Source organism: Bradyrhizobium ontarionense (assembly GCF_021088345.1).
GTDB lineage: Bacteria > Pseudomonadota > Alphaproteobacteria > Rhizobiales > Xanthobacteraceae > Bradyrhizobium > Bradyrhizobium ontarionense.
This window is the reverse complement of sequence record NZ_CP088156.1, coordinates 1,996,124-2,008,891: the sequence shown is the minus strand read 5'-3', so window position 1 is coordinate 2,008,891 and position 12,768 is coordinate 1,996,124. Positions and strand designations below refer to the sequence as shown.

General features: G+C 65.5%; 11 protein-coding genes. 6 read left to right on the top strand and 5 right to left on the bottom strand.

Annotated elements, in window-relative coordinates; translation table 11 throughout:
• The first annotated feature begins 9 nt into the window (after window positions 1–9).
• The gene (locus LQG66_RS09075) at window positions 10–1,335 is read left to right on the top strand and encodes a chloride channel protein (RefSeq protein WP_231325587.1); all 1,326 of its coding nucleotides are present in this window, start codon (window positions 10–12) and stop codon (window positions 1,333–1,335) included.
• 779 nt (window positions 1,336–2,114) lie between these two features.
• On the opposite strand, the gene LQG66_RS09070 is transcribed toward LQG66_RS09075, so the two are convergent.
• Window positions 2,115–3,266: an IS110 family RNA-guided transposase gene (locus LQG66_RS09070; protein WP_231317924.1), complete on the bottom strand. Its 1,152-nt coding sequence runs from the start codon at window positions 3,264–3,266 to the stop codon at window positions 2,115–2,117.
• Between the two features lie 94 nt (window positions 3,267–3,360).
• Entirely contained in the window at window positions 3,361–4,377 is a 1,017-nt protein-coding gene (locus LQG66_RS09065) for a zinc-binding alcohol dehydrogenase family protein (RefSeq protein ID WP_231325585.1), read from the bottom strand.
• A 116-nt stretch (window positions 4,378–4,493) separates the two neighbouring features.
• Here LQG66_RS09065 and LQG66_RS09060 point away from each other — a divergent pair, with 116 nt between their 5' ends.
• The 4 genes from LQG66_RS09060 to LQG66_RS09045 all read left to right on the top strand — a co-directional run bounded on the left by LQG66_RS09060 (window position 4,494) and on the right by LQG66_RS09045 (window position 8,528).
• Entirely contained in the window at window positions 4,494–4,871 is a 378-nt protein-coding gene (locus tag LQG66_RS09060) for a winged helix-turn-helix transcriptional regulator (RefSeq protein ID WP_231325582.1), read from the top strand.
• 57 nt (window positions 4,872–4,928) lie between these two features.
• Window positions 4,929–6,323 carry a DegQ family serine endoprotease gene (locus LQG66_RS09055; RefSeq protein WP_231325580.1) on the top strand — a complete coding sequence of 465 codons (1,395 nt, stop codon included), beginning with the start codon at window positions 4,929–4,931 and terminating at the stop codon, window positions 6,321–6,323.
• Entirely contained in the window at window positions 6,320–7,654 is a 1,335-nt protein-coding gene (locus tag LQG66_RS09050) for a replication-associated recombination protein A (RefSeq protein WP_231325578.1), read from the top strand. Before LQG66_RS09055 ends, LQG66_RS09050 begins: the two co-directional genes overlap by 4 nt.
• Before the next feature lie 223 nt (window positions 7,655–7,877).
• Window positions 7,878–8,528: an HAD family hydrolase gene (locus LQG66_RS09045; protein WP_231325576.1), complete on the top strand. Its 651-nt coding sequence runs from the start codon at window positions 7,878–7,880 to the stop codon at window positions 8,526–8,528.
• A gap of 53 nt (window positions 8,529–8,581) precedes the next feature.
• Here LQG66_RS09045 and LQG66_RS09040 read toward each other — a convergent pair whose 3' ends face one another.
• Window positions 8,582–9,802 (bottom strand): MBL fold metallo-hydrolase, encoded by a 1,221-nt coding sequence (locus LQG66_RS09040; RefSeq protein ID WP_231325574.1) that lies wholly within the window; start codon window positions 9,800–9,802, stop codon window positions 8,582–8,584.
• A 182-nt stretch (window positions 9,803–9,984) separates the two neighbouring features.
• Window positions 9,985–10,932 (bottom strand): alpha/beta hydrolase, encoded by a 948-nt coding sequence (locus LQG66_RS09035; RefSeq protein ID WP_231325571.1) that lies wholly within the window; start codon window positions 10,930–10,932, stop codon window positions 9,985–9,987.
• Between the two features lie 105 nt (window positions 10,933–11,037).
• On the opposite strand from LQG66_RS09035, the gene LQG66_RS09030 reads away from it, so the two are divergent.
• The gene (locus tag LQG66_RS09030; protein ID WP_231325569.1) at window positions 11,038–12,441 is read left to right on the top strand and encodes an RluA family pseudouridine synthase; all 1,404 of its coding nucleotides are present in this window, start codon (window positions 11,038–11,040) and stop codon (window positions 12,439–12,441) included.
• Window positions 12,442–12,456: 15 nt separating this feature from the next.
• Here the strand turns inward: LQG66_RS09030 and LQG66_RS09025 are convergent, their stop codons facing one another.
• Window positions 12,457–12,630 carry an RNA polymerase sigma factor region1.1 domain-containing protein gene (locus LQG66_RS09025; protein WP_231325566.1) on the bottom strand — a complete coding sequence of 58 codons (174 nt, stop codon included), beginning with the start codon at window positions 12,628–12,630 and terminating at the stop codon, window positions 12,457–12,459.
• Window positions 12,631–12,768 lie beyond the last annotated feature (138 nt).

The window sequence follows — 12,768 nt, the reverse complement described above, 5'->3', positions numbered from 1 at the left end:
GCCGCGCCCATGCTGAAGATCACCCCCCGCCGTAAGCGTTGGCTCAAGCTGACCTCGGCGCGGTGGCAGCGGCGGGTGCTGTTCGTGGCCGGCGGGCTTGTGGTCGGCGCCGCGGCGGTGGCGCTGGCGGAGCTCGCCGACCAGGCGCAGCTGGCCTTCAACTGGCTCTTGTCGAAATCGCGCTATGCCTCGCTGATCGTCACGCCGGCCGGTTTCGCGCTGTCGGTCTATCTGACCCAGCGCTTCTTCCCGAACGCGCAAGGCAGCGGCATTCCCCAAGCGATCGCCGCGCGCCACCTGACGGATACGCGGGCCCGCAGCCCGCTGGTGTCGCTGCGCGTCGCCCTCGGCAAGGTCATGTTGACCCTGCTCGGGCTGCTCTGCGGCGCATCGGTCGGCCGCGAGGGGCCGACGGTGCAGGTCGGCGCCTCGATCATGTTCGCGCTCGGCCGGCTGTCGCCGCGCCGCCAACCGGGATTGATCCTGGCCGGTGCCGCGGCCGGGGTGGCGGCTGCCTTCAACACGCCGCTCGCCGGCATCGTGTTCGGTATCGAGGAGATGAGCCGCGCCTTCGAGACCCGAACGTCGAGCCTCGTGATCGCCACCGTGATCGCTGCGGGCCTGACCTCGCTGGCCTTGATGGGCAACTACGCCTATTTTGGCTCGACCCCGATCGCGCTCGGCAAAGGTATCGATTGGCTCGCGGTGCCAGTCTGTGGGGTCATCGGCGGCGCCGCCGGCGGCCTGTTCAGCCGCATCCTGATCACGATGGCGCGCGGACTTCCCGGCGCGACCGGCCGCGTCATCAAGCGCCAGCGGCTGCCGTTCGCGGTCGTCTGCGGACTTGCCGTTGCGCTGTGCGGCCTCGCCTCGGGCGACACGATCTACGGCACCGGCTATGCTCAGGTGAAGGCGGCGCTGGAGACCGGCACTCCGTTGCCGCAAGATTTCGGCGTGCTGAAATTCCTGGCCACCACCTTCGCCGCGATCAGCGGCATTCCCGGCGGCATCTTCGCGCCGTCGCTCGCGGTCGGGGCCGGCATCGGCGCCAACGTCGCGAGCCTGTTCCAGCACACCCCGCTGGCGCCGATCATGCTGCTCGGCATGGTCGCCTATTTCGCCGGCGTGGTGCAGGCGCCGATCACCGCCTTCGTCATCGTCACCGAGATGACCGACAACCACGCCATGGTGGTGCCGCTGATGACGGCCTCGCTGATCGCCTACGGCACCTCGCGGCTGATCTGCGAGGAGGGTCTCTACCACGCGCTCGCCAAGGGCTTCGTGGCCAAAGCTGAGACGGCGCGCGAGCGGGAATCGCTCGCGACGCCTGCGTGAGACCGAGCTCATCCTCATGCTCTGCTGGACGTTTGGAACTGGCGAGCGTTCAAGGACTTGGGTGCAGCTTTTGAGACGTTGCGATCGGCTTGCCGTGCCATGCACGATCTTCGTTGACAGAGCACCGTCACTCCGGCGGCTTTGCCACTCTACGAGGCTGGAGCTTCGAACCGAACGATGAGCGTTGCGCCGCTATCACGAACAGGCACATCAATAGCGCCACGGGCGGTGCCGTAGGGTGGGCAAAGCGCCGCCGCAAGGCGGCGCGTGCCCACCGTCGATCAGCACGCGCATCGGCGAGATGGTGGGCACGGCGCCATCGCGATCTCCAACGTGGAGAGACCGCGGCAGCGCCTTTGCCCACCCTCATATGGGGTCTTGTGAGTCAAGTCTCGTTCGATAGGTCGAGTTTTTTTTCGAGGATGCCGTTCGTTTCCTTAGAGGTGGTGTGTTCGGCGGAGCAAAGCCGACGTCCGCGCGCTCTCGATTTTGCGCCGTAGCGGACGGCGGCTTTGCGGGTGGGCAGGGCGACGTCTGGCGCCACGAACCTGCGGTCTCGGTCGAGGACTGGCTTGCGAAGATTCTGCAGCTGTCCGCTGCATCACCTCATATCCGGTCGGATGAAGTCATCCGGGCCCATGTTCCGCATGCTTGCGGCGAGAAGCCAAAGAGGATGAGACCCATCTACAAGACGGCTGGTGGTACGGCCCTAGGGTGGCACGGTCATCATCCATCCTCGCAAGACCGCGGCGAACCGCGGGCCTGATCGCGAAGTTCGTTTACGCCTTCATCAGGGCCTCCTCGGGCACGAGGCCGGTCTCGAGATAGCGCCACAGCGCCACGACGAGCTTGCGCGCCAGCGCCACGATCGCAATGCGCCTGACACGCTTGCCGGTGTTGAGCGTGCGGGTCTGGAACCAGCGGCTGAGCGCGCTGTCCGGCTGATGGCGGACCCAGAGCCAAGCCAGCTCGATCGTCTTCAGGCGGACGTGCGGATTGCCCGCCTTGCTGATGCCCTGCTCACGATCGATGCCGCCGCTCTTCCATGGGCTCGGTGTCAGGCCGCAATAGCTGGCGACCTCGCGCCGGTTGCGGAAGTCCTTGTAGAACAGCTCGCCCGCCAATGTCGTGGCGAAGGCCGGCCCGAGCCCCTTGAGCCGCTGCAGCTGCTCCCGCCGCTTGGCCATCGCCTCCGGAACGACAGCCGCCTGCGCGGCCTCCTGGCTCTGCTCCAGCGCCGCGAGCTGCTCGCGCACCAGCATCAGACGCGCGTGCTCGCGCTTGACCTCGGCCAGAACGTGGGGCGGCAGCGGCTCACCCTGCCAGTCGCGTTGCTGCTCCAGCCAGGTGAGCCAGTTGCGGCGGCGCGGCGCGCCGACCTCCAGGCCGGACAGCCGCAGCAGCGCCTTGATCCGGTTGGTGTGGGCCGTCTGCTCCGTGACCAGCCGGTCGCGCTCGCGGCTGACCCGCCGGGCGTCCTCCTGCTCCACCGTCGGCACCCGGACGATCCGGACCACCCGGGGCTCGCCGCGCAAATAGGCCATCAGCGTGCGCAGCAACAGCTCGCCGTCGATCCGATCCGTCTTTGCCCGCCGTGCGCGCTGCTCGACCGCGATGCTTGCCGGATCGAACACCAGATTGTCGATTCCGTTCGCGACCAGCAACCGGTGCAGCCAGAAGCCGTCATAGCCGGCCTCGTAGCAGCTCGCCACGCGCGGCTCCGATCCGAGCTTCTGCGCCGCCCGGGCCCGCGTCTTGGCGATCAACGCCAGCAACCCGACCTGATCGACTCCGTCGAGCTTGTGCCGCGACATCCGTCCCTGATCGGGACTGTGCAACGTGATCAGCCAGCTCTTCTGGCTGAGTTCAATTGCAACGAAAATCGTGCCAGTATCTCCGGCGGTGAGCGTGCCTTGGGTCGAAGCTTGCATCTGACTCTCCGAGGGTTCGAGTGTGGAAACCCAAACCTATCGGAAGGGCTCGCTCACCGCTCCCCCATGGAATCTACGGTTCGTCGGCTGTTAGTCAGCCCCACCCCTCCAGCACGATCTTGCCGCGCGAGGTGTTGCTCTCGATCAGCGCGTGGGCGCGCTTGAGGTTGGCGGCGTTGATGGTGCCGTAGTTGTCGCCCAGGGTGGTGCGGATGACGCCCTTGTCGATGAGATCCGAAACGTCGTTGAGCAGATTGTGCTGCGCGATCATGTCGGGCGTCGTGAACATCGAGCGCGTGAACATCGATTCCCAGTGGATCGAGATCGCCTTGCCCTTGAAGGCTGCGAGCGAGAACTCGGCGGGATCGTCGATCAGGCCGAACTTGCCCTGCGGCGCCAGGAACTCGGCGATCGCCTTGTAGTGCTGGTCGCTGTGGGTGAGACTCGCCACCAAGGCCACCGGCGGCAGATTGAGCGCGTCGATCTGCTCTTTCATCGGCTTGCCGTGGTCGATCACCGCATGGGCGCCGAGCGCAAGGCACCAGTCGCGCGACTCCGGCCGCGTCGCGGTCGCGAGCACGGTCAGCCCGGTGAGGCGGCGCGCCAGCTGGATCAGGATCGAGCCGACGCCGCCGGCGGCGCCCGTGACGAGCAGCGTGCGGTCATCGAGGCTCTTGCCGGGGATGACGCCGAGCCGGTCGAACAGCAGCTCCCAGGCGGTGATCGAGGTCAGCGGCAAGGCTGCGGCCTCGGCGAACGACAGGCTCTTGGGCTTGCGGCCGACGATGCGCTCGTCGACCAGATGGAATTCGGCATTGGTGCCCTGGCGCAGGATCGAGCCGGCGTAGAACACCTCGTCGCCGACCTTGAACAGCGTCACGTCAGGGCCGACGGCCTCGACCACGCCGGCGGCGTCATAGCCGAGGATCTTGGTCTCGCCGGCCGGCGCGGCGGCGCGCTTGCGCACCTTGGTGTCGACGGGGTTGACCGAGACTGCCTTCACCGCGACGCGGATGTCGCGCCCTTTGGGCTCGGGTTTTGGAGCCTCGAAATCGAACAGCGCGTCCTTGTCCGCGATGGGCAGCGATGTCTGGTAACCGACGGCCTTCATGACAACCTCCTGGCTGGCCTCTGATGAGGGCCTACTTGTCCTGCTGGCGTCATAATCGCAAGTACTGTAAAAATGGGGAACTAGTCCCCGTTTGGATACTATTGGGCAAAACAGCGATGAAGCGGAAGAATTTCACCCGCCGTCCGGGCTGCGCGGTCGAAGCCACGCTCGACTTGATCGACGGGAAGTGGAAGGGCGTCATTCTGTATCACCTGCAGGGCGGCAGCCAGCGCTTCGGCGAGCTCAGGCGGCTGATGCCCGGCATCACCCAGCGCATGCTGACCAAGCAGCTGCGGGCGCTGGAGGAGGACGGGCTGGTCATCCGCAAGGTCTATGCTGAGGTGCCGCCGCGGGTGGACTACAGCCTGTCCGAGGTCGGGGAGAGCCTGCGGCCGGTGATCGAGGTCCTGAGGACGTGGGGCGAGCGGCACCAGGACCGGCTGTCCTGTGCCCCCATTGCCGACACCATCGAAACGCCGCATCCGTCGGCCTGAGCTTGGCCGCATCGGCCGTTCCGCCTATATCCAGGGCGACTTATTCGAGGATTCTTCATGACGTCGATTCGTACCTTCGCGGTATTGCTGCTGTCCCTGCTGGCCGCCTCTCCCATCGCGGCGCAGGAGCGGCGCGTGCCGCAGTCCGCGGCCGAGCTGCGGCTGTCCTATGCGCCGATCGTGCAGCGGGTGCAGCCGGCGGTCGTCAACGTCTATGCCGCCAAGGTGGTGCAGAACCGCAATCCGTTCCTCGACGATCCGGTCTTCCGCCGCTTCTTCGGCCTGCAGGGCGGACCGCAGGAGCAGATGCAGCGCTCGCTCGGCTCGGGCGTCATGATCGATCCGTCCGGTCTCGTCGTCACCAACGTGCACGTCATCGAGGGCGCCGACGAGGTGAAGGTGTCGCTGTCCGACAAGCGCGAGTTCGAGGCCGAGATCGTGCTCAAGGACAGCCGCACCGATCTCGCGGTGTTGAAGCTGAAGGGGACGCGCGAGTCGTTCGTCACGCTCGACCTCGCCAATTCCGACGATCTTCTGGTCGGCGACGTCGTGCTGGCGATCGGCAATCCGTTCGGCGTCGGCCAGACCGTGACCCACGGCATCGTCTCGGCGCTGGCGCGCACCCAGGTCGGCATCACCGACTATCAGTTCTTCATCCAGACCGACGCCGCGATCAATCCCGGTAATTCCGGCGGTGCGCTGGTCGACATGACCGGCCGTCTGGCCGGCATCAACACCGCGATCTATTCCAAGTCCGGCGGCTCGCAGGGCATCGGCTTCGCGATTCCGGCGAACATGGTGCGCGTCGTCGTGGCGTCGGCCAAGAGCGGCGGCAAGGCCGTGAAGCGTCCTTGGCTGGGGGCGCGGCTGCAGGCGGTGACGCCGGAGATCGCCGAGAGCCTTGGCCTGCGGTCGCCGACCGGCGCGCTGGTGGCCTCCGTCGTGGCCAACAGCCCGGCGGCGAAGGCCGGCATCAAATCGTCGGACCTGATTGTCTCGATCGACGGCCAGACCGTCGATGATCCCAACGCGTTCGACTATCGCTTTGCGACGCGCCCGCTCGGCGGCACCGCGCAGATCGAGCTGCAGCGTGGCGGCAAGCCGGTGAAGGTCGCGATCGCGCTGGAGACGGCGCCCGATACCGGGCGCAACGAGATGGTCATCAACGGCCGCTCGCCGTTCCAGGGCGCCAAGGTCGCCAACATCTCGCCGGCGGTCGCCGACGAGCTGCATCTCGATGCCGACACTGAAGGCGTGGTCGTGCTCGAGCCGGGCGACGGCACCACGGCCGCCAATGTCGGCTTCCAGAAGGGCGACGTGATCATGGCCGTCAACAATCAGAAGATCGCCAAGACCGTTGATCTCGACAAGGCCGCGCGCGAGACCGCCCGCGTCTGGCGCATCACCGTGCTGCGCGGTGGCCAGCAGATCAACGTCACGCTCGGCGGATGAGTCCGAAGCGCCCCCAGCAAGGAGGGCCGAGCCTCTTCGCCGCGGCGGGGATGGAGCAGGATGCGCCGCGGCCGCTGCCGGAGCGGCTAAGGCCGCACAAATTGTCCGACGTCGTCGGACAGGATCACATCCTGGGCCCCGACGGCGCGCTGACGCGCATGCTGGAGACGCGCACGCTGGGCTCGCTGATCTTCTGGGGCCCGCCGGGCACCGGCAAGACCACGGTGGCGCGACTCTTGGCCGACGCCACCGAGCTGCATTTCGAGCAGATCTCGGCGGTGTTCTCCGGCGTCGCCGATCTGAAGAAGGTGTTCGATGCGGCGCGCGCCCGCCGCGAGACCGGGCAGGGCACGCTGCTGTTCGTCGACGAGGTGCACAGGTTCAACCGCGCCCAGCAGGATTCCTTCCTGCCGGTGATGGAGGACGGCACCGTCGTGCTGGTCGGCGCGACCACCGAGAATCCGTCCTTCGAGCTCAACGCCGCTCTGTTGTCGCGCTCGCGCGTGCTGGTGTTCCATTCGCTCGACGCCGCCGCGATCGAGCGGCTCTACAGCAACGCCGAAGCGGTCGAGGGCCGCAAGCTGCCGCTTGACGACGAGGCGCGCGCCGTGCTGATCCGCATGGCCGATGGCGACGGCCGCGCCGCGCTGACGCTGGCCGAGGAGGTGTGGCGCTCGGCGCGCAAGGACGAGATCTTCAATGCGGTGCAGCTGCAGGACATCCTGCAGCGCCGCGCGCCGATCTACGACAAGTCCGCCGACGGCCACTACAACCTGATCTCGGCGATGCACAAGTCGGTGCGCGGCTCGGATCCCGACGCCGCGCTGTACTACTTTGCCCGCATGCTCGACGCTGGCGAGGATCCGCTGTTTCTCGCCCGCCGCATCGTGCGCATGGCGGTCGAGGACATCGGCCTTGCTGATCCCCAGGCGCTGGTGATCGCCAACGCCGCCAAGGACGCCTATGATTTCCTCGGCTCCCCCGAAGGCGAGCTCGCGATCGCGCAGGCCGTGATCTACGTCGCGACCGCGCCGAAATCCAACGCCGCCTACAAGGCCTTCGGCGCCGCCAAGCGGGTCGCGAAAGAGGGCGGCTCGCTGCTGCCGCCGAAGCACATCCTCAATGCCCCGACCAAGCTGATGCAAAGCGAAGGCTACGGTACCGGCTATCAGTACGACCACGACGCCCCCGACGCATTTTCGGGGCAGGACTATTTCCCCGAGGCCCTCGGCCGCCAGCAGTTCTACGACCCGCCCGAACGGGGCTTCGAGCGCGAGATCCGGAAGCGGCTGGATTACTGGGCAAAGCTCAGGAAGGAGCGGGGCGGGTAGTTCTGTTGTCACCACCGTCATTCCGGGGCAAGGCCGAAGGCCTTGAACCCGGAATCTCGATCTTGTTTTGCGTTCATTCCTCACAATCTCGAGATTCCGGGTTCAATCGTCAACACGTAGCCGCTTCGCGCCTCCGCATTGACGATTGCCCCGGAATGACGACAGAAATTCAGATCCTTGTGACGGAGTATTTGGCCGGCAGCGTTGGCCGAACGGATCGAAGATGAGAGCCTATCTGTTTGATTTGGACGGCACGATAGCAGCCAACGAGGTTTTGAAAGCGCGGGCCTTGGCTCAGGCGTGCGCAACCTATGGAGCGAAAGCCGATCACTCGATCTATGCTGACGTCATGGGAGAGGATTGGCCCACGGTCACTGGCCATTTTCTCAAAGCGTACGATCTCAGACCTGCATTAGACGGATTCAATGATCGCTTTCGTGGCTTCTATCTCGACTTCATCGAGACGGAAATATTCGAAACTGACGGAGCCAGACAATTCATTCTTGAAACGCGGACGAGCGGCATCAAGACCGGAGTGGTCAGCTCGGCGGCGACCTGGATGGTCGAGACGGTGCTGGCGAAGCTCGGTCTGCAGGATTCCTTCGACGTGATCATCACTCAGGACCACGTCGCCCATCATAAACCCGATCCGCAGGCCTATCTCTTGGCGCTGTCCCAATTGCAGGTGAGTGCGCGCGATACCCTCGTCTTCGAGGATTCGTCAGCAGGAATGAGAGCAGCGAACGCAGCGGGCTGCGACTGTGTCATCGTTCGCCATGCCTTCAACAGAAAGCACGACTTCTCCGACGCTGTTCGCGAGATTGAGAGCTTCAGCGAGATTCTCGGAGCGGCGGCGAAGGGCTGGCATTCGTAGGGAGCAGGGACCTGTCGCGATGGTGACGTCGCTGCGGCTGCACGGGCACGACGTTAAGCCCTGAAAATGACTCGCGTCCCAGTGTTGATCCGAATGAGCTTGCCCGGCATGTCTTGTTCGACGAGCTTCGCGAACAGATCACCCGTGCAATGCATGGGCAGAACGAAGTCGGGATTGATTTGCTTGATGGCCGCTACTGTTTCTTGAACGTAGCCATCCCTCTCTGGGGCAAGATGGAAGCCGCCCATGACGGCATGGATCTTTTCGACGCCGGTCGCGGCGATGGCTTGCCGCAACGTGTTCACGATTCCTCGATGACCGCAGCCCGTAAACACGACGAGTCCGCGCCCTCTGACGTTGACGCACGGAATCAAGCTGAAGTCATCGGGGATCGACTTCGCCGTGCGCTTCGCCTCGGGCATTTGCTCCGGGAAGCAACCGTAACCGTCGGCGAGGCCCGCGCTCATGCGCGTCGGTGCAGTCACGTGCTCGAAGGTTCGCTGCCCAATGGGGCCTGTCGCAACAATATGACCAGCGATGAGCGTCGGGCGATCGGCAAACACGACCTTCACGCCTGCGTTCTGAAGCGCGTTCCGATCAAGCGCACCAAAGTTGTATGATTGCGGGGGCGTAAGCGGGACGACGATCTCCCGGGTACAGAACGCCTCTTCCCCACCCAAATAGAGCGCAACTCCCGACCTGAATTGCCCTTTGTTGGCGCCCAGAAAACCTGCCATCCCTCCGAAATGATCGTAGTGACCGTGCGTCAGCAACATGGCATCGAGCATGTCGGGCCGAATTTGCAGGAGGGCCATGTTGTTCATCAGTGTTTCCGGGGTATATCCGAAATCCACGAGCACGGAACGCTGCTCTGTCCCGGACTGCGTCTGGAGTAGCGCGGAAACGCCCCATTCGCTTTCCAGGACGTGGCGCGGAGGTTTGTCTGTGAGCCCCAACGAAAACGGCTGCACGTCGACATTTCCGATACGTGCAGGCGCCGCGAAAACCTGCTGAAAACTGTCCGTGATCACGCGAATCGAGAGTGAGTCGACTTCGGGCATTGCTTCGGTGAGCTTTTGAGCACGGGCGGGTCTTGCGCCGCCGATCAAACTTCCGATGGTGGCCCAGAGTGCGGCGGCACCCATCCCGCAGAGCGCATCTCGCCGGTCAACAGCGCCACTCGAACAATCCGGAACGGGGCCTTCGTCGGCACGGAACGGCCCGCGTCCTGTTGTCGAGGGCCAGGGAACACAAGTGCAGCCGCGGAAGAGCATGTCACCCTCCTCGAAGGAGTGCTGTCACCACACGCGCCGAAACGAGCCAGAATATCAATCAACATCGAGGAGAAGTGTTGACCTGGATCAAGGCGTGTCGATCTGGCGCGCATCGACCTTTCCGCAACGGGCAATGTCCGCTGTGCCATGCCGGGCGTCGTCAGCTCTTCATGCTTTCGTTGCTACTTCCCGCCCTGCACGAACTCCACAATTTCCCGCGTCAGCCGGTCGTCGTCGGTGTTGATGGAATAGACCTCCGACATATGACTGTGCTGCGGCAGCATCACGCTGCGGGCGCAGCCCGTGGGCCGCTTGCAGGCGGCCTGCTTCAGCAGGGCGTACTGCTCGACGAAGCGCGGCAGGTCGAGCTCGGCGGAGGCGATCAGCAGCGGCAGGGTCGAGGCCTGTAGGCCTGATAGCGAGGAGCGCTCCTTGAAGCGCGAGGGATCGGTGCCGAAATAGGCCATCTCCTGATCGCCGAGCGGTGTCGCGGTCAGATCGTAGATGCCGGAGACCAGGATCGCGCCGGCCAGCCCGCCGCCGGCGACCTTGTGGAATTCGGAGTGTGCCACGTAGCTTGCGACATGCACGGCGCCGGCCGAATGTCCCATCAGGTAGATGCGCGCGGGATCGCCGCCGTTCTCGGCCGCATGGGCTGTCACCCATTGTACGGCGCTGGCGATGTCCTCGACGCCGGCAGGCCACATGTATTTCGGCGCCAGCCGGTACGTGATGTTGACGCCGATGTAGCCGTTCTTCACCGCCCACAGCATGATGTTGTCGTAGAACGGGCTGTCGGGCGTGCGGCGGCGATCGCCGCCGATGAAGGCGCCGCCATGCACGAAGATCAGGATCGGACGCGGCGCGCCGGCGCTGTCCGGCGTGAACAAATCGAGCAGGTTGCGTTCCGCCGGGCTGTAGCGCACATCGCGCTGGACCGTGACGCCGGCGTAGGGTTCCCTGGCTTGCAGCGGCGCGTAGATCGCTGCGGTCTTCGGCGGGTCGATCGCCCGGCCGATCTCGATCAGCTTCCAGGCGATGTCGTCAGGCATCGGGCTTTGTTGGGCCTGCGCGGCACTCAGCGTCAGCGCGGTCGCCACGATCGTCAGGGCCACTCTCGTCAGCGTCATTCCGTCAGCTCCGATCACGTCCGATTCGCGGGGGCTAGGCCTCGCCGGGCCGATTTATCGCGATTTCGCCGTGACTGGCAGGGCCTTTTGCGATACGCACCTCGCATGAGCCGCCGCATCAAGCGAACCCAGACCAGATCCGACCGCCCGACCGACCGCCGCAACAGCGAGCGGCCGAAGGCTGAGGCTGCCCGCAGCGCAGGCGCGCCGGCGAAGCGTGAGTCTGCAAAGCGTGGGCCGGCGAAGCGTCCGGACGGCGATCGTCCGCGGCGCGAGCGTTTGGCCGGTGAGCGCGAGGCGGGGCCGCGCGGCGAAACCGGGCGTGGCAAGGGCGAGCGCGTGCGCGCCCCGCGGGCCGAGCGCGAGGATCGTCGCGACAGTTTCGAGCCGCGTGAGCGGCCGCAGGCCAAGCGTGCCGGTGGCAGCGGCAGGCCGATGCGCGGTGCGCCCGAGCGCAGCGAACGACGCGAGCCGCCCGCACCTGCCAGGAAGCCCGAGCCCGAAACGCCGGTGCTGCCGACCAAGGTGCAGACCGTCGTCGTCACCGCCGACGAGAACAACATGCGCGTCGACCGCTTCCTCGAAGCGCGTTTTCCCGGCCTGTCGTTCTCCCACATCCAGCGCATCGTCCGCAAAGGCGAACTCCGGGTGAACGGCAAGCGCGCCGACTCGAAGGATCGGCTGGAGGAAGGCCAGAGCGTGCGCATCCCGCCGCTCAAGCTCGACGCGCCCAAGGTCTCCGGGGCGTTGTCCGAGGCCGAGCAGAAGACGCTCGATAGCCTGAAGGCGATGACGCTCTATGAGGACGACGACGTGCTCGTCCTCAACAAGCCGGCCGGGCTCGCGGTGCAGGGCGGTTCCGGCATGACCCGCCACATCGACCAGATGCTGGAGGTGATGCGCGACGCCAAGGGCCAGAAGCCACGGCTCGTACACCGCATCGACCGCGAGACCTCCGGCTGTCTGCTGGTCGCCAAGACCCGCTTTGCCGCGACCCATCTGACCGGCGCGTTCCGCCATCGCTCCGCACGCAAGGTCTATTGGGCGCTGGTGGCCGGCGTGCCCAAGCCCAAGCAGGGCCGCATCTCGACCTATCTCGCCAAGGAAGAGAGCGAGGACGACACCATCATGCGCGTCGCCGCGCATGGCGACGAGGGCGCCAGCCACGCCGTGACCTACTATGCCGTGGTCGAGGCGTCCGCCAACAAGCTCGCCTGGGTGTCGCTGAAGCCGGTGACCGGGCGCACCCATCAGCTGCGCGCGCACATGGCCCATATCGGCCATCCGATCGTCGGCGACCCCAAATATTTCAACATCGAGAACTGGGCGCTGCCCGGCGGCCTGCAGAACCGGCTGCATCTGTTGGCGCGCCGCATCGTCATCCCGCATCCGCGCGGCGGCGTGATCGACGCCACCGCGCCGCTGCCGCCGCACATGCTGCAGTCGTGGAACCTGCTCGGCCTCGAGCACGACCGCTTCGACCCGATCGAGAACGCGCCGGAGGAGTGAGTCGGTTCGGAGCGCTCAGCCTCGCTGTTCGACGAGCTGAATGCCTGCGTCCCGTAGCGCGCAGAAGATGTCTTCGATATCCTCGGGCTGCCTGTCCGACCCGCACAGCGTATTCAACTCGTCGAAGGTAATCTCGCCATCCTGCTCACTCATGGCGATTGCCCGGCGAATGATCTCCGATACCGTCATGCTCATCCTCCTTTTTTGGGGAGCCTCTACCTAAAGGGAGGAGGATCGGTTTCCGCAGCATGTAGCCCGCATGAGCGAAGCGACATGCGGGTTCATTCGTACGGCTCGTGAGACCCCGGATATCGCTCCCGCCTTCGC